The organism is Methylobacterium tardum (assembly GCF_023546765.1).
GTDB classification, from domain to species: domain Bacteria; phylum Pseudomonadota; class Alphaproteobacteria; order Rhizobiales; family Beijerinckiaceae; genus Methylobacterium; species Methylobacterium tardum.
Genome location: NZ_CP097484.1, coordinates 4,125,211 through 4,140,421, shown reverse-complemented (window position 1 = coordinate 4,140,421; position 15,211 = coordinate 4,125,211). Strand labels below are relative to the sequence as shown.

Sequence of the window (15,211 nt, the reverse complement as noted above, 5' to 3'; positions counted from 1 at the left end):
GCTCGGCCCGGCGAGAGCGCGATGTCGCGAGGGAAGGGGGCTTTCCGCGCGCGCAAGCGGTTTACGCGTGGGCGGTCGGGTCTTCGACACGGCTCGCGAGGTATGGGAGTTCGGGTATGAGGTTTACTTCGATCAGCCGCCGGATCGCGCCGCTTGCGATCCTGGCGCTCTCGGCGCTGGCGGGCCAAGCGCATGCGGCGACCCCGACCGATCCGAGCGGCACCTATCTCACCGAGGATGGCCGCGCCCGCGTGCGCCTCGAGAAGTGCGGGGCCGCCAACGATCGGCTGTGCGGCTACGTGGTCTGGCTGAAGGTTCCGCTCAACGACAAGGGCGAGCCGCGGGTCGACTTCAAGAACCCTGATCCCAAGAAGCAGGCGCGTCCGTCCCTGGGCCACCAGCTGATCATGGGCCTGAAGCCGAATGCCGATGCCCATTACGAGGGCAAGATCTACAATTCGGAGGACGGCAAGTCGTACGACGTCACGATCTGGACGGACGCACCCGGCGAGCTGACGGTGCGCGGCTGCCTGATCGCGTTCCTGTGCAAGTCGCAGACCTGGAACAAGGTCACCGACCTCGCCCCCGGCCAGCTCCCCGGCCCGACCAACGGCCCGAACGGCCCGCGCAGCGACCCCGAATACGCCGGCGCCGCCAAGCCGACGGCCAAGGCAGCTCCGAAGCCGGCGGCGAAAACCGCCCCTGCCGGCGCGCCCGCGCAGGAGTGAGGCGCGCTGCGCCTCAGCTGTCCAGCGCCGCGTAGGTCAGGACGCGCAGCTCCCGCCGGATCGGCAGCGCCGAGGACGGCACGAGCTGCGTCATGAGCACGACCGAGAGATCCTCGGCCGGGTCGATCCAGAACGCCGTCGAGGCGAGGCCGCCCCAGGCGACTTCGCCGGGCGTGCCGAGGATCTGGGCGCGAGCCGGGTCGAGCATCACCGAGAAGCCGAGGCCGAAGCCGATCCCGGTGTAGGAGGTCTCGGCGAAGCGCGGCGTGCCCATCGCGGCGAGGTCGCCGGACAGGTGGTTCGCCAGCATCAGATCAACGGTCTTGCGGCCGAGCAGCCGCCGGCCGTCCAGCGTGCCGCGATTGAGGATCATCCGGCAGAAGCGCTGGTAATCGGTGGCCGTCGAGACGAGGCCGCCGCCGCCCGACGCGATCGCGGGCGGGTGCGCGAAGACCGTGTCCACCGAATCGCCGAACGGCCTGAGCCGGCGCTCGCGGTCATACGCGTAGGTCGCGCAGAAGCGCGGCATCAGGTCGGGCCGGACATGGAAGTCGGTATCGACCATGCCGAGCGGGGCGATGACTTCGTCCCGCAGATAGTCCGCGAAGGGCCGGCCGCTGAGCGTGGCCACGTAATGGCCGAGCACGTCGGTGGCAACGCTGTAGTTCCAGGCCGTGCCGGGCTGCGCCAGCAGCGGCAGCGCCGCTACGCGGGCGGTCATTTCGGCGAGGGTCCCTTCCCGGGCCAGGAAATCGACGCCGCGCTCGCGGTACTGCGCGTCGACGAGCGTCGCCTCCATGAAGCCGTAGGTCAGCCCCGCCGTGTGGGTGAGGAGGTCGCGCACCGTGATCGGCCGGCGCGCCGGCTCGGTCTCGAGCTTCGCCCGGTTGCCGCCGACCGCGACGCGCATCGCGGCGAATTCGGGCAGGACCCGGGACACCGGATCGTCGAGCTGGAACAGGCCCTGCTCGTAGAGCTGCATCACTGCGACCGAGGTGAGCGGCTTGGTCATCGAGTAGATCCGCGTCACCGTGTCGAGGGTGAACGGCGTCGCGCGGGCGAGGTCGGCCTGCCCGGAGGCGCGCGCGAAGGCGGTGCGGCCGCGCCGGTTGACCGTCACCGACAGGCCGGCGAGCCGCCCCTCGGCGACGAGGCGGTCCATCCACGGCGCGATCCGGGCGAGCCCCTCCGGGCTGAAGCCGGCCCCTTGCGGATCGGTCTCGGTCAGCGCGCTCATGCGGTCGTCCTCGCCTCGTCTGTCCGACGTCGTAAGGGCCGGGACCCGAAAAATCACCAGCCCATCGTGCCGGGGCCGCCCTTGAACGGGCCGACGATCCCGGGCGTGATCCAGCCGCCGTAGAAGCTGCCGGGCTGCGGCGTCACCCGTTCCGTGCCGACGAAGCAGGCATCCATCGGGCCGGCGTAGAAGGCGACGTAGCCGGCGATCCGGGTGAAGTCCGGGGTCGGGGCGGGATAGGTCCAGGCGGCGCCCGGCGCGACGCGGTCACCGCCGCGCACGTCGAACAGCCGCGCCTGCCCCTTCCATTCGCAGATCCCGCCGCGCCGCGGGTTCGCGAGCGCCCCGGCCACGATGGCGTCCGGCGGCAGGTAGTAGGTCGGCGGGTGCGAGGTCTCGAGAACGCGAAAGCCCGCTTCGGTCTCGGCGATCACGGCGCCGCCGAGCACCACGCGCAGCCGTTCCCGCACCGGCTCGAGCCGCGGCGGGCGCGGGTAGTCCCAGACGCTTTCCGCGCCCGGCCCAACCGGGTCCGGAACGGGTCGCCTCGCCGGGCCAGTCATGGGCAGCATCTCATCGGGACCTCGTGCCAATCGCTCGTGGACCCACATAGGGCACCACGGCCGTCATTTGTCGGTGGGCCGGGCCGTGCTAGCCCCGGGGCCGACGCTCAAGCCCCGGGATCGCCCGCGATGGACATCGCCCTCTTCCTCGACTTCGACGGCACCCTCGCCGAGATCGCGCCGCGGCCCGACGCCGTGCAGGTCGCGCCCGGCCTGGTGGACACCCTGGAACGGCTGCGGGAGCGCCTCGGCGGCGCCCTCGCGATCGTGACCGGGCGCCCGGTCTCGGTGATCGACGATTTCCTGGCGCCGGCCCGCCTCGATGCGGCCGGACTCCATGGGGTCGAGCGCCGCGTCGACGGGCGCCTCGCGGGCGGACGGCCGGAGGATCACCCGGATCTGCGCCGGCAGGTCGAGCGCCTTCAGGCAGAGAGCGCGGCGCTGGCCAACGTGCTGATCGAGGACAAGGGTGCCTCGGTGGCGGTGCACTGGCGCCTCGCCGATCCCGAGGATGCCGCCCGGGCCGAAGCTCTGGTCAAGGCGGCCGCCAATGCCCTGGGCGGCGTTTACAGGCTCCAGCTCGGCAAGGCGGTCGGCGAGCTCGTCCCGGCGCAGGCCACCAAGGCGCACGCGATCCGCGCCTTCCTGGAGCAGGCGCCCTACGCGGGGCGCAGGCCGGTCTTCTTCGGCGACGACCGCACCGACGAGATCGCCTTCGCCTCGGTCAACGAGGATGGCGGCATCGCGGTCCGGGTCGGCGACGGCGACACCGTGGCGGGCCGGCGCCTGCCGGATCCGGCCGCCGTCCGCGCGCTGCTGCGGGACTGGGCCGAGGGCGGCGCCATCGATCCGGCGGCGCTGCCGCCGGCCTGAGGCAGGAGCGGCCCCGTATTTGCCAAGTCCATGATGTGCCAAGTCCACGCGAGGCCTCTCGGCATGCGCGTGAGGACGGCTGGCCCGCGCTTCGCCCCGCGCATTCGACGAGGATCACGATGCCGGACGGTTTTGTGCGCGGCGTCCCGCGCGTGCTGCTGCGGATCGAGGGCGCCGGCATCCTCGGCAGTGCCGTCGGAGCGTATGCCTGGCTCGGGCAGCCCTGGTGGACGTTCGCCGTGCTGATCCTCGCGCCCGATCTCAGCATGCTCGGCTACGTGACCGGCGCCCGCTCCGGCGCCGTGCTGTACAATGCGGTCCATACGCTCGCCGGGCCGCTGATCGCCCTAGGCTTGGCGGCAAGCCTGCATCAACCGGGCCTCGCCGGCGTGGCGCTGATCTGGCTCGCCCATATCGGTCTGGACCGCATGCTCGGCTACGGCCTTAAATACGGAAGCGGTTTCGGCGATACGCATCTTGGCGCGGTCGGCCGGAGCCGTGAGAACGTGACGACATCCTGATGGGTGCGGCCGTCCTCGCACCGGGCCTGAGCGCCTGGACCCGAGCGTCGGATGGAGTCATCCACGCTGTCGGCAGGCCCGTATCTCGCCTGGGGCGGGCCAGAAACGAGAGGTAGCCTTTCGATGTTCGAGTTTCCGGTTCTGGTCGGCGACATCGGCGGCACGAATGCCCGCTTCGGCCTCATCGAGACGAAGGGTGATCAGCCCCGGCCTCTCTCGCATGAGGCCACCGCCGACCACGCCGATCCGTCGAGCGCCATCAAGGCATCCTTGGCCAAGGACGGGGACCGCGCACCCCGACCGCGTTCGGCGATCCTGGCCATCGCCGGCCGGGTCGACGGGCCGGAGATCCAGCTGACCAACGCCCATTGGAAGATCGCCGGTCAGCGCATCGCCGAGGATTTTGGTCTCTCCTCCGCGGTCGTGGTGAACGATTACGTGCCGGTCGCGGCCGGCGCCGCCGATATCGAGCCGCACGACCTTTCGCCGGTCGGACCCTGTCCCCCGGTGCCGGGGGCGCCCGCGTCGTGCTTGGGCCCGGGACTGGCTTCGGCGCTGCCGCCCTGGTGCCTTACGCTGCCCATCTCGCGATCGTCTCGACCGAGATCGGCCACACCGATTTCGGCCCCGCCGACGAATTCGAGGAGAAAGTCTGGCACGTCCTCGAGCGGGTCGAAGATCGCATCACCGTGGAGACGGTCCTGTCGGGGCCGGGTCTGGCGCGGCTCCACGCGGCCGTGGCCCATGTTCGCACCGGCAAGCCGCACGAGAAGATCGATCCTGCGGCCGTGACCGAGGCGGGTCTCAATGCCTCCGACCCGCACGCCGCCGAGACCCTGGAACTGTTCGGCCGGCTGCTCGGCCGCGTCTGCGGCGACCTCGCGCTGACCTTCCTGGCGACGAGCGGCGTCTATATCGGCGGCGGCATTGCGCCCCGGATCCTCAAGGTGCTGCAGGAGAGCGGGTTCCGCACGGCGTTCGAGCGGAAGGCTCCCTTTGCCGAGATGATGCGCAAGATCCCGACGAGCGTGATCACCGTCCAGGATCCGGCCTTCCGGGGCCTTGCCGCCCTGGCGAACGAGGGCGGCAAGTTCGTCTATCATGGGCAGGTGTGGCGGAAGGCTATGTGACCGCCTCTTGCCCGTCGTGGCGCGCGGTGAAGCAACCCGGGGCAGCGCGACGCCGACCGGCGTAGCGCGCTTCGGATTGCTTCGCTCCGCTCGCAAAGACGAAGGCTGATGCGGACAGGCGCTCAGGCCGCCGCCAGGGGCTTCGACACCTCCTCCAACGACTTGCCCTCCGCGGCCGTGCCCCAGATGCCGCCGACCACCGCGGCGACCAGCATCAGCACGGCCCCGATCCCGTAGCCGAACAACACCCAGTCCCGGGAGCCGGTCTCCACCAGGGTGCCGAACAGGAGCGGGCCCGAGACGCCGCCGATGCCGGTGCCGACCGCGTAGAAGGCCGCGATCGCGAGCGCCCGGATCTCCAGCGGGAAGGTTTCGGAGACGGTCAGGTAGGCCGAGCTCGCCGCCGCCGAGGCGAAGAAGAACACCACCATCCAGGCCCCCGTCTGGCCGACCGGCCCGAGCACGTCGAGGCGGAACAGCAGGCCGACGCCGGCGAGCAGCAGCGCCGAAATCCCGTAGGTGAAGGCGATCATCTTGCGCCGGCCGATCGTGTCGAACAGGCGGCCGAGCAGCAGCGGCCCGAGGAATGAGCCGAGCGCGAAGGGCAGCAGGTACCAGCCGACATGGTTGCCGGGCACCTCGTAGAAGCGCTCCAGCACCAGCGCGTAGGTGAAGAACAGCGCGTTGTAGAAGAACGCCTGCGCGATCATCAGCGCGAGGCCGACCATGGTCTCCTTGCGGCTCGTAACGAACAGCGCCTTGAACACCTCCGACAGGGGGTGTGATCGCGGGTGCGCACCTTCATGCGCTTGCTCTCGTCCACGGGCGGCAACGTGACGCCCTCGTCCTTGAAGCGCTTCTCGATGCCGGTGACGACCCGGTCGGCTTCCGCGGCGTAGCCGTGGGTGGCGAGCCAGCGCGGGCTCTCGGGGATCCAGGTTCGCAGGAGCAGGATCACGAGGCCGATGGCACCACCCGTGAAGAAGGCCACACGCCAGCCCCAGGCTGGATCGATCACCTCGGGCTTCAGCAGCACGATCGACATGAACGAGCCGAGCGCGGCGCCGATCCAGAACGAGCCGTTGATGACCAAGTTGGTCCAGCCCCGGACCCGGGCCGGGACGAGTTCCTGGATGGTGGAGTTGATCGCCGTGTATTCGCCGCCGATTCCCGCGCCGGTGAAGAAGCGGAAGAGGCAGAAACTCCAGACGTTCCAGGACAGGCCGGTGGCCGCCGTGGCGACCAGGTAGAGGGCCAGCGTGATGAAGAACAGCTTCTTGCGGCCGATCCGGTCGGTGAGCCAGCCGAAGCCGAGCGCCCCGGTGACGGCGCCCACGAGGTAGCAGGAGGCGGCCAGCCCCACATCGAACTCGGAGAACGACATCGGCGGCTTGCGCAGGGCGCCGACGAGCGAGCCCGCCAGCGTCACTTCCAGGCCGTCGAGCACCCAGGTGATGCCGAGCGCCACGATGACGAGGACATGGAAGCGGCCCCAGGGCAGTCGGTCGAGCCGAGCAGAGATGTCGGTGTCGATCACCCGGCCGATCTCCGCCCGCTCCGGGGTCCCGGAGCCTCCCTCGACCTTGCTCGCCATCCGCGCAAACCCTCCCGAACTGTCGTTTACCGTACCTGAACAGCCGGCATTTACCGCGACTGCAGGCAGGTGTTGGCAACGACTTGGGAATCGATTCGGTTCGATCCGGTCTTCACTTGCGACGCGCAGAACAGGGGGCGTTCACGCGGTGCCCCCTCATGCCCTCCCGACCTGCCCGTTTCCAGCCGCAACCCTTGATCCGCCTCGTCATGCTCGCGACGATGACGTTCGCGGGGCTGGCGATCGTCCCGACGGAAGGGGCGGATGTCCATCTCGAACGGCCGAAGCCCCGCGTGCAGATGCCGGCCGCCGATCGGTGGCGCCTGCGGCCGACCGAGCCGGCACTCGCGAGCACGACGGGCAGCATCCGCAAGCGGGCCGAGACCGCCATCCCGGCGGAGCGCCGCAACGTGCGCCTCGTCTACCCGGCGTTGATCGAAGCGCGCTGACCGAGCGGCGTTTCAGGCTTGGCGATTCCGGGCCATTTAGGCACAGCGCCTGCTTCGTCCCGCGCCGATGATAGGCTCGAGGTCGGTACGGAGTTCGCGGATGTCGGAAACGATCGCCCTTGTCGGGTGCAAGAGCCCGGCGCAGGAGGCGGAATATCTGCACATCCTGTCGGCGGCGATGCCCGAGGAACACCTCGCGCCGTTCCGGACGATGGGACCCGCGGAGCGGACGGCCGCGCGGATCGCCGTGGTGGCGAACCCCGATCCCGCCGAGGTCGCGGCCCTGCCGGGCCTGGTCTGGGTGCAGAGCCTGTGGGCCGGTGTCGAGAAGCTCGTCGGCGCCTTCGACCGGCCGCTGCCGATCGTCCGCCTCGCCGACCGGGAAATGGCGCGGACCATGGCGGAGGCGGTCCTCGCCTGGACCTACTATCTCCAGCGCGACATGCCGGCCTATGCGCGTCAGCAGCGCGACCGCGTCTGGCGCCCGCACGCCTATCGCAAGCCGTCCGACACGACGGTCGGCCTGCTCGGGCTCGGAGCGCTCGGCACCGCGGCGGCCGACAGGCTCGTCGGCGCGGGTTTCCGGGTCGTCGGCTGGAGCCGGACGCCGAAGGCGGTCGCGGGCCTCGACACGGTCCATGGGGCGGACGGGCTCACGGCGATGCTGGGTCGGTCCGATATCCTCGTCTGCCTCGTGCCCCTGACGGCCGAGACGCGCGGCCTCGTGAACGCCGCGCGGCTCGCGGCGCTGAAGCCCGGTGCGGCGCTGATCAATTTCGCCCGCGGGCCAATCGTCGTGACCGAGGACCTGGTCGCGGCGCTCGACAGCGGCCAGCTCGCGCACGCGGTGCTCGACGTGTTCGACGTCGAGCCGCTGCCGGCGGAGTCCGCTCTGTGGGGGCATCCCGGGGTGACCGTGCTGCCGCACGTGTCCGGCCCGACCGACATGGATTCGGCCGCCGCCACCGTCGCGACCAATATCCGGGCGTATCGCCGGACCGGACGGCCGCCCAGCGGAGTCGACGCGGCGCGGGGCTACTAGGCCGGACGCCCGGCATCGGGGTCACAGCTTCGGAAAGGCCGCCGCGAGGTGGTCGATCAGGACGCGCACCGCCGGCGGCAGGCCGCGCCGCGTCGTGAACACGAGATGGACGATGCCGGCCTGACCGCGCCAGTCGGGATAGACGGGGACCAGCCGCCCGGATGCGATGTGATCGGCGCAGGCGTGGTCGGGCAGGAAACCGACCCCGAGACCGACGGCCGCCGCATCGCAGAGCACCGCGAAATCGCTGCAGGTCAGGCGCGGCTCGTGACGGAGCGTGTAGGTCGCCCCGTCGTCCCGTTCGAGCCGCCATTCCACCGGGCCTGGATCGTCGCGCGTGCTAAGCGTCGGGACGCCGGCGAGCCCGTCGATGTCCGGCCCGATCCGGCTCGCCACCGCCGGACTCGCCACCAGGATCCAGCGCGACAGGCCGAGCGAGCGCATGGTCAGGGAGGCGTCGCTCGTCAATTCCCGCCGGACCCGCAGCGCCACGTCGACCCGCTCCTCGATCAGGTCCACAGGTCGGTCGGTGGCCAGCAGCTGCAGCCGCACCTTCGGATAGCGGGCGAGGAAGCCCCGGACGGTCGCGGCGACGACCTCGGTCAGACCGGTCGGGCAGCTCATGCGGATCAGCCCGTGCGGCTCGGTCTGGGCCTCGGCGACCAGCGCCTCGGCCCGCTCGGCCTCCAGCATGATCGCCCGGCAGCACTCATAGAAGCTCTGGCCGACCTCTGTGACCCGGAAGCGCCGGCTCGACCGCTCGATCAAGCGGACGCCCAGACGTGATTCCAGTCCGACCACCCGCCGGCTGAGCTTCGATTTGGGCTCACGGAGCGCGCGGCCCGCAGGAGCGAAGCCGCCATGGGCGACGACCTCGGCAAAGTAGACGTAGTCGTTGAGGTCGGCGCGGTTCATCGTTCCTCCAACGGAACGCTGAGTACCAAAATTATCGTCTACCGGCACCATCGTTCCATCAGCATCTCTCTCGGCAGCGGCGCAGTCGACGCCGATCGATGGAGATGACGATGACCGGCAGGTTTCAGGACAAGGTCGTGGTGGTGACCGGCGGCACCAGCGGTATCGGGCTCGCCGCCGCCAAGGCCTTCGCCACCGAGGGCGCCTCGGTGTTCATCACCGGGCGCCGACAGGAGGCGCTCGACGCAGCGGTGAGGCAGATCGGCGGCCGGATCACCGGCGTGCGGGGTGACATGGCGAACCTCGCCGACATCGACCGCCTCTACGATGCGGTCCAGCAGAAGCACGCACAGATCGACGTGGTCTACGCCAATGCCGGCGGCGGTGAATTCGCACCGCTCGGCGCGATCTCGGAAGCCCACTACCAGAGCACCTTCGACACCAACGTGAAGGGCGTGCTGTTCACCGTCCAGAAGGCCCTGCCTCTCCTGCGCGACGGGGCCGTGATCGTGCTCACCGGATCGACCGCCGGCAGCTCGGGCACGCCCGCCTTCAGCGTCTACGGAGCCACCAAGGCGGCGATACGGAGCTTCGCGCGGAACTGGATCCTCGACCTCAAGGACCGCCGCATCCGGGTCAACACGATCAGCCCGGGCGTGACCGAGACCGCCGGTCTCAACGACCTGTTCGGCGGCGGTGATCAGGCGGCGGCCACCAAGGACTACCTCGCCGGCCAGATCCCGGCCGGGCGCGTCGGCCAGCCGGAGGAGATCGCCGAGGCGGTGCTGTTCCTGGCCTCGGACGCGGCGAGCTTCGTCAACGGCGTGGAATTGTTCGCCGACGGCGGGCAGATCCAGATCTGACGGTTGAAGTCCGGCTGGGCGGGACGCGACACCCCGTCCCGGCCGCCGGCATGAACCCTGGCCGTATCCCGCGGTTAAGGGCCCGGCCCTCGATCCTCGCATATCCGCGGGCCGGCGCCGGGAAGGACGATCAGGGTTCATGGGTTGGCCGCGCCGCATCCTGACCGCCGCCGGGTTCGTGACCGTCGCGGCGGGCGTGACCCTGAGCCTCGGCCGCTTCAGCTACGCGCCGATGCCCGACCGGGCGGACCTGCTCAACCCGGACCGCTACCCGATCCAGACCGCCTTCGACGTCCTCGGCCGCCGGGTCTCGCGCGCGGAGTCCGACCGACTGATCAGCACCGAGGCCGGGCGGAAGGCGCTCGCGCCGACCAGCGGTAGCGTGGCGATCGATCCCGCTATGGTCGAACGCGGCCGGCAGGCCTTCTACCAGGAGACGTTCGGCAACGAGGTCTTCCTGACCGACGTGATGGGCATGCTCGACGGGGGGCTCACGCCCACCGCGGTGGCCCTGGCGGTGGCGAAGCTCGGCGGGCAGGGCACCGGCAACCTGCAGGTCGCCATGGCCAAGGATGTGCGCGTCGGCGACCGCCTCTACCGGACGGGCGAGCTGGTCCCGACCGGTCTCGACGTGCCGAAGGGCGGATCCTTCATCATCGGGATCAAGACCTTCTCCGACCGCGGGCACCTGCGCATGGGGATCACCTGCGCCTTGTGCCACGCCGCGGTCGATCCCGGCACCGGCAAGGTCGTGGAAGGCGCGCCGAACACCGACCTCAATGCCGGGCTGCTGCTGGCCCTCGCCAAGAATTCCTCGGCCTACTTCATGCACGCCAGCGTGCCGGAGGCCGATGCCCGGCCCTCCGCCGACCCGCAGCATACCGGTTCGACCACCACGGGACCGGCCCTGCCGGACGCCGCTTCCGTCGAGGCGGCCACCAAGGTGCAGGTCGCGAGCTGGCCCCCGGGCAGCTTCGACTCGTCCGCCGACCGGGTCACCAACCCGACCTCGATCCCGTCGAGCTTTTCCGCCCACGGCGAGCCCTACAGCTGGAGTGGGCGCGAGGCGATCGGGCCCTTCGCTGGCCTGTCCTCCCTCAACAACAACGTCCACGCCGCCAATTCCGACACGACCCAGCTCGCCGCCGCTGCGCCGTGGCTGTTCGGCATGAATCCGGAAACGTATCTCGGCATTGTCCTGCGCGGTGCGGCCACGGAGGCGTTCCGCTACAAGCCGGATGCCGGCCGGAGCCCGTCCGCAGTGCTGGACAGCGTCGATCCGACGCCGGCCTCGCCGGGCCTCAACAGCTACGCGGTCCTGCCGACCGACCCGGCGACCAACTACGTCACCGACAACGGCCTGTTCACCTCGGTCCCCGGCGAGCCGGTCAACCACGCCAACAACGCCATGTCGGCCTTTCAGAACCTGCTGCACCCGCCTGCGGCCGGGCAGGATGCCGACAGAGCGACAGCCGGGCGTGCGGTGTTCGAGAAGGCCGGTTGCGGCACCTGCCATTCCGGGCCGGCGCTCACCAACCATCGGGTCGTCCCGGAGGCCGAGATCGGCACCGAGCCGACCCGGGCGCGGGCGGGCGCCAAGATGGAGGCGCGTCTGTCGCCACCGACGATATTCGCCACCGACACCCCGTTCCCGGTGCCGACCGATCCGGTGATCGTCCCGGTGCCGCTCGCGGGCGACGCCCTCGCGCAGGTGCAACTCGCCTGGGGACAGGGCGGCACGGAGGGCGGCTACAAGGTGCCGAACCTCGTGGGCCTCGCCTGGACGGCACCCTATCTGCACGATTCCGGCGTGGCGGTCGGTCGCGACGCGGATACGCAGCTCGGCGTGCCCGGCACCCTGTACAAGGGCATCGCACCGGATCCCGCCAACAGCCTGCGCGCCCTTGTCGACCGGGACCTGCGGGCGAAGGTCATCGCCACCAACGCGGCCTCGGATACAGCGTGCACCGCCCGCGTTACCGGCAGAGGGCACGCCTTCTGGGCGGATGCGGGCTCGGGCGTCTCCCCGGAGGAGCAGACGGCGCTGATCGCCTACCTTCTCTCGGTCGATCGCCTGACCGAGCCGGCCGCGACGCCTTGACCCCGCCGCCCGAGTTCAGGATCTCCCATGACGCAGAACAGCAATCCGGTCTGGTTCATCACCGGCTGCTCCACCGGCTTCGGCCGGGAGCTCGCCCGGCTTGTCATCGGGCGCGGCTGGCGGGCGGTCGTGACGGCGCGCGACCGCACCAAGGTTGCCGACCTGGCTGAGGGCGCCGAGGACCGGGTTCTGGCCCTATCCCTCGACGTGACCGAAGCCGATCAGATCGCCGCATCCCTCCGCGCCGCGCAGGACAGGTTCGGCCGGGTCGACGTACTGGTGAACAACGCCGGCTATGGATATCAATCCTCCATCGAGGAGGGCGAGGAGGACAAGATCCGCGCCCAGTTCGACGCCAACGTCTTCGGCCTGTTCGCGCTGACCCGGGCCGTGCTGCCGGTCATGCGGGCGCAGCGCTCCGGCCACATCCTCAACATCACCTCGGTGGCGGGTTTCGTCGGCTTCCCGGCCTCGGGCTACTACGCGGCGACCAAGCACGCCGTCGAAGGGTTCTCGGATTCCCTCGCCGCCGAGGTGGCACCGCTCGGGATCCGCGTGACCTGCATCGAGCCGGGCCCGTTCCGCACCGACTGGGCCGGGCGCTCCCTGATCCAGACGCCGAACGCGATCGCCGACTACGCCGAGACCGCCGGCGCGCGACTCAAGGCGACGTCGGAGAAGAGCGGCACCCAGGCGGGCGATCCGGTGCGGGCCGGCGAGGCGATGATCCGGGTGACCGAGATGGAGAACCCACCGCGCCACCTCGTCCTCGGCGCCTGGGGCTACGACGCAGTCACGAGCCGGCTGAAGCAGCGTCTCGCCGAGATCGAGGCATGGCGCGAGACCAGCCTCGGGGCCGATTACCCGGAGACGTGAGGGCTTGCCGTCTTTGCGAGCAAGGCGAAACAATCCAGCAGCGCCACGCTCGCCGGTGTCGCGCTGCCCCGGTTTGCTTCACTGCGTTCGCAAGGGCGCGGCTCAGGCTCAGATGACCGCCTCGATCAGGCCGCGCCGCTTGGCCTCCTCGGCCTCAAGGTACCAGTTCGACGGTGCCTTCTCGAGCACCTCGTCGAGGGTGACGTCCGAGCCCGCGACGAGGTTGGCGAAACCCTCGTTCTGGATCTCGATCGAGCACAGGATCTCGTTGAGCGTCGCCTTCACGGAGGCGATGCAGGTGGTGAGCGGCCCCTCGACCTGGAGCTGCTTGTTCATCTTGCGCTCGTGGATCATCAGGCGCGTGCCGCAGGTCAGGTAGCGGTTCTGCCGGGCGAAGAAGCTCATGAAGGTCGTGCCGGCCGAGTAGATCGCCGCCTTGCCGAGGAACACGAACCGCCGGTTCGGGTCCATCGCGCTGTTGAAGCGGATATCCTCGCCCATCATCCGGGCGACCTCCGGATCGCCGCCGAGCGTCGTCAGCTCGATCACGACGATCTCGCGGTCCGCCGCCGCGCCGAGCTGGCGGCGGAAATCCTTGTACATGTCGTAGTCGACCGGGCCGGAGAGCAGCACCGCGGGGGCCCGGAAGGCGGTGGGGCCGAGGGAGTCGTGTCCATGGGTCTCCTGGTCCAATGTCCGGCCCAGGGCCGCCCCCCGCGGCGCCTGCCCGGCGATCAGCGCGCCGGGTCGGGCGCACCCTGGCCCTTGCCCACGAACGGGATGCCCTCGATCGGGCATTCCTCCGTGCCGACGCTCTGACGGGTAATGGCCCGGACGGCGTCGCGGGTTCCGTCGGGATCCTCGATCCAGCGCCGGTAGAAGTCGTAGGGGCATTCCGACATCCCGTGCCGGTTCTCCTTCGAGTTGATCATGCCCGTGTATCCGCGGTGCAGGAGCTTGAAGAGGTGGTTCTCCGATTGGCCGTGGGCGCGGAAATCCCGGATCAGGAACTTGGAGAGGGCGGCGTACTGGATGCCCATCTCCTCCTCGCCGCACTCGCCGAGCGTCCGACCGTCGAAGCCGATGATCGCCGAGTGGCCGAAATACGTGTAGACGCCGTCGAAGCCCGCCGCGTTGGCCACCGCCACGTAGGTGTTGTTGGCGAACGCCATCGCCTTCGAGATGACGACCTGCTGCTCCTTGGCCGGGTACATGTAGCCCTGGCAGCGGATGATCAGCTCGGCGCCCCGCATCGCGCAGTCGCGCCAGATCTCGGGATAATTGCCGTCGTCGCAGATGATCAGGCTGATCTTCAGCCCCTTCGGCCCGTCCGACACGTAGGTGCGGTCGCCCGGATACCAGCCCTCGATCGGCGTCCAGGGCATGATCTTGCGGTACTTCTGGACGATCTCGCCCTGGTCGTTCATCAGGATCAGGGTGTTGTAGGGCGCCTTGTGCGGGTGCTCCTCGTGGCGCTCGCCGGTGAGGGAGAACACGCCCCAGACCTTGGCCTCCCGGCAGGCCGCCGCGAACACCTCGGTCTCCGCGCCCGGGACCGTCGAGGCGGTCTCGTACATCTCGGCGGCGTCGTACATGATGCCGTGGGTTGAGTATTCGGGGAAGATCACGAGGTCGAGGCCGGGCAGGCCGGTCTTCATCCCGACGATCATCTTGCCGATCGCCTTGGCGTTCTCCAGCACCTCCGCGCGGGTGTGCAGGCGCGGCATCTTGTAGTTCACGACGGCGACGCCGACGCTGTCCTGGCTGGACGAGATGTCTCCGTGCATCATGGCGTGATGTCCTCCTGACCGTGGATTTCCAGCGCTGACGCGCTCTCCTCCCCCTTGTGGGGAGGAGTTGGAGGTGGGGGTTGAGCAGGATCGAGCGCTGCGGTGCCTTCTGCACCACCCCCACCCCTGGCCCCTCCCCACAGGGGGAGGGGAACGATGGTGCGCGCAGTCCGCCTGTCCGGCTCAGTGGCTGATCATCCAGGGCCGCGCCTTCGGGAAGCTCTTGGCGGCGGCCGGGGCGGTGGTCACCTTCTTGGGTGAGCAGCAGCCGCAGCCCGACCCGTGACTGCCCGAGCGCTTGGGCGCGTGGCGGCTGCGCTCGTTGGTGGCGTGGGCGGTTCTGAGGCCCGCATCCATGCCGGCGATGCGCGGCGCGGTGAGGAAAGCCCGCTGACTCGTCCCGCCGCAATCGGGGCAGGCGTGCGGATCGCGGAACTCGGCCATCGGCCGCATCACCGTGAACGGGCCGCAGGCCTCGCAGGCGTAGTCGTAGACGGGCATGGGGTGTGCTCCCAGCAGGGTCTTGAGA

The 15,211-nt window shown here is 70.0% G+C and carries 14 protein-coding genes and 2 pseudogenes; 9 read left to right on the top strand and 7 right to left on the bottom strand.

The window, feature by feature from the left end:
• Nucleotides 1-116 precede the first annotated feature (116 nt).
• Nucleotides 117-728 carry a DUF2147 domain-containing protein gene (locus M6G65_RS19755; protein ID WP_192707980.1) on the top strand — a complete coding sequence of 204 codons (612 nt, stop codon included), beginning with the start codon at nucleotides 117-119 and terminating at the stop codon, nucleotides 726-728.
• Nucleotides 729-741: 13 nt separating this feature from the next.
• Here M6G65_RS19755 and M6G65_RS19750 read toward each other — a convergent pair whose 3' ends face one another.
• The gene (locus M6G65_RS19750) at nucleotides 742-1,965 is read right to left on the bottom strand and encodes a serine hydrolase domain-containing protein (RefSeq protein ID WP_250102756.1); all 1,224 of its coding nucleotides are present in this window, start codon (nucleotides 1,963-1,965) and stop codon (nucleotides 742-744) included.
• A 53-nt stretch (nucleotides 1,966-2,018) separates the two neighbouring features.
• A complete protein-coding gene (locus M6G65_RS19745; protein WP_238196040.1) occupies nucleotides 2,019-2,528 on the bottom strand; it encodes a DUF427 domain-containing protein in 510 nt (169 codons plus the stop codon).
• A 129-nt stretch (nucleotides 2,529-2,657) separates the two neighbouring features.
• Between M6G65_RS19745 and otsB the strand changes: the two genes are divergently transcribed.
• From otsB to M6G65_RS19730, 3 genes and pseudogenes are all read left to right on the top strand, one after another.
• Nucleotides 2,658-3,401 (top strand): trehalose-phosphatase, encoded by a 744-nt coding sequence (otsB, locus tag M6G65_RS19740; RefSeq protein ID WP_238196041.1) that lies wholly within the window; start codon nucleotides 2,658-2,660, stop codon nucleotides 3,399-3,401.
• Between the two features lie 119 nt (nucleotides 3,402-3,520).
• Nucleotides 3,521-3,922 carry a DUF4260 domain-containing protein gene (locus tag M6G65_RS19735; protein WP_238196042.1) on the top strand — a complete coding sequence of 134 codons (402 nt, stop codon included), beginning with the start codon at nucleotides 3,521-3,523 and terminating at the stop codon, nucleotides 3,920-3,922.
• Nucleotides 3,923-3,973: 51 nt separating this feature from the next.
• Nucleotides 3,974-5,052 (top strand): annotated as a pseudogene (locus M6G65_RS19730) (glucokinase).
• A 122-nt stretch (nucleotides 5,053-5,174) separates the two neighbouring features.
• On the opposite strand, the pseudogene M6G65_RS19725 reads toward M6G65_RS19730, so the two are convergent.
• Nucleotides 5,175-6,646: pseudogene (locus M6G65_RS19725) on the bottom strand (MFS transporter).
• A 209-nt stretch (nucleotides 6,647-6,855) separates the two neighbouring features.
• Here M6G65_RS19725 and M6G65_RS19720 point away from each other — a divergent pair.
• Both M6G65_RS19720 and M6G65_RS19715 read left to right on the top strand, forming a co-directional pair.
• The gene (locus M6G65_RS19720) at nucleotides 6,856-7,095 is read left to right on the top strand and encodes a hypothetical protein (RefSeq protein ID WP_250102755.1); all 240 of its coding nucleotides are present in this window, start codon (nucleotides 6,856-6,858) and stop codon (nucleotides 7,093-7,095) included.
• Between the two features lie 100 nt (nucleotides 7,096-7,195).
• Nucleotides 7,196-8,137: a 2-hydroxyacid dehydrogenase gene (locus M6G65_RS19715; protein ID WP_250102754.1), complete on the top strand. Its 942-nt coding sequence runs from the start codon at nucleotides 7,196-7,198 to the stop codon at nucleotides 8,135-8,137.
• A gap of 21 nt (nucleotides 8,138-8,158) precedes the next feature.
• Here M6G65_RS19715 and M6G65_RS19710 read toward each other — a convergent pair whose 3' ends face one another.
• Nucleotides 8,159-9,052 carry a LysR substrate-binding domain-containing protein gene (locus M6G65_RS19710; protein ID WP_238196046.1) on the bottom strand — a complete coding sequence of 298 codons (894 nt, stop codon included), beginning with the start codon at nucleotides 9,050-9,052 and terminating at the stop codon, nucleotides 8,159-8,161.
• Between the two features lie 110 nt (nucleotides 9,053-9,162).
• Between M6G65_RS19710 and M6G65_RS19705 the strand changes: the two genes are divergently transcribed.
• The 3 genes from M6G65_RS19705 to M6G65_RS19695 all read left to right on the top strand — a co-directional run bounded on the left by M6G65_RS19705 (nucleotide 9,163) and on the right by M6G65_RS19695 (nucleotide 12,892).
• Nucleotides 9,163-9,915: an SDR family NAD(P)-dependent oxidoreductase gene (locus M6G65_RS19705; RefSeq protein WP_238196047.1), complete on the top strand. Its 753-nt coding sequence runs from the start codon at nucleotides 9,163-9,165 to the stop codon at nucleotides 9,913-9,915.
• 139 nt (nucleotides 9,916-10,054) lie between these two features.
• Nucleotides 10,055-12,016 carry a cytochrome C oxidase Cbb3 gene (locus M6G65_RS19700; RefSeq protein WP_238196048.1) on the top strand — a complete coding sequence of 654 codons (1,962 nt, stop codon included), beginning with the start codon at nucleotides 10,055-10,057 and terminating at the stop codon, nucleotides 12,014-12,016.
• A 27-nt stretch (nucleotides 12,017-12,043) separates the two neighbouring features.
• Nucleotides 12,044-12,892, top strand: a complete 849-nt coding sequence (locus M6G65_RS19695; protein ID WP_238196049.1) for an oxidoreductase — start codon at nucleotides 12,044-12,046, stop codon at nucleotides 12,890-12,892.
• Between the two features lie 108 nt (nucleotides 12,893-13,000).
• Here the strand turns inward: M6G65_RS19695 and M6G65_RS19690 are convergent, their stop codons facing one another.
• The 3 genes from M6G65_RS19690 to M6G65_RS19680 form a co-directional block, all read right to left on the bottom strand.
• Nucleotides 13,001-13,585: a ClpP family protease gene (locus M6G65_RS19690; protein ID WP_250102753.1), complete on the bottom strand. Its 585-nt coding sequence runs from the start codon at nucleotides 13,583-13,585 to the stop codon at nucleotides 13,001-13,003.
• Nucleotides 13,586-13,626: 41 nt separating this feature from the next.
• A complete protein-coding gene (locus M6G65_RS19685) occupies nucleotides 13,627-14,682 on the bottom strand; it encodes an aliphatic amidase (RefSeq protein WP_091977677.1) in 1,056 nt (351 codons plus the stop codon).
• A gap of 183 nt (nucleotides 14,683-14,865) precedes the next feature.
• Nucleotides 14,866-15,183, bottom strand: coding sequence for an FmdB family zinc ribbon protein (locus M6G65_RS19680; protein ID WP_238196051.1), 318 nt, complete (start codon nucleotides 15,181-15,183; stop codon nucleotides 14,866-14,868).
• Nucleotides 15,184-15,211: the final 28 nt, after the last annotated feature.

Coding starts and splice junctions, on each gene's coding strand:
- M6G65_RS19715 (WP_250102754.1), top strand. CDS start 7,196: ATGTCGGAAACGATCGCCCTTGTCGGGTGCAAGAGCCCGGCGCAGGAG.
- M6G65_RS19685 (WP_091977677.1), bottom strand. CDS start 14,682: ATGATGCACGGAGACATCTCGTCCAGCCAGGACAGCGTCGGCGTCGCC.
- M6G65_RS19720 (WP_250102755.1), top strand. CDS start 6,856: ATGCTCGCGACGATGACGTTCGCGGGGCTGGCGATCGTCCCGACGGAA.
- M6G65_RS19700 (WP_238196048.1), top strand. CDS start 10,055: ATGGGTTGGCCGCGCCGCATCCTGACCGCCGCCGGGTTCGTGACCGTC.
- M6G65_RS19735 (WP_238196042.1), top strand. CDS start 3,521: ATGCCGGACGGTTTTGTGCGCGGCGTCCCGCGCGTGCTGCTGCGGATC.
- M6G65_RS19705 (WP_238196047.1), top strand. CDS start 9,163: ATGACCGGCAGGTTTCAGGACAAGGTCGTGGTGGTGACCGGCGGCACC.
- otsB (WP_238196041.1), top strand. CDS start 2,658: ATGGACATCGCCCTCTTCCTCGACTTCGACGGCACCCTCGCCGAGATC.
- M6G65_RS19695 (WP_238196049.1), top strand. CDS start 12,044: ATGACGCAGAACAGCAATCCGGTCTGGTTCATCACCGGCTGCTCCACC.
- M6G65_RS19755 (WP_192707980.1), top strand. CDS start 117: ATGAGGTTTACTTCGATCAGCCGCCGGATCGCGCCGCTTGCGATCCTG.
- M6G65_RS19750 (WP_250102756.1), bottom strand. CDS start 1,965: ATGAGCGCGCTGACCGAGACCGATCCGCAAGGGGCCGGCTTCAGCCCG.
- M6G65_RS19680 (WP_238196051.1), bottom strand. CDS start 15,183: ATGCCCGTCTACGACTACGCCTGCGAGGCCTGCGGCCCGTTCACGGTG.
- M6G65_RS19745 (WP_238196040.1), bottom strand. CDS start 2,528: ATGACTGGCCCGGCGAGGCGACCCGTTCCGGACCCGGTTGGGCCGGGC.
- M6G65_RS19710 (WP_238196046.1), bottom strand. CDS start 9,052: ATGAACCGCGCCGACCTCAACGACTACGTCTACTTTGCCGAGGTCGTC.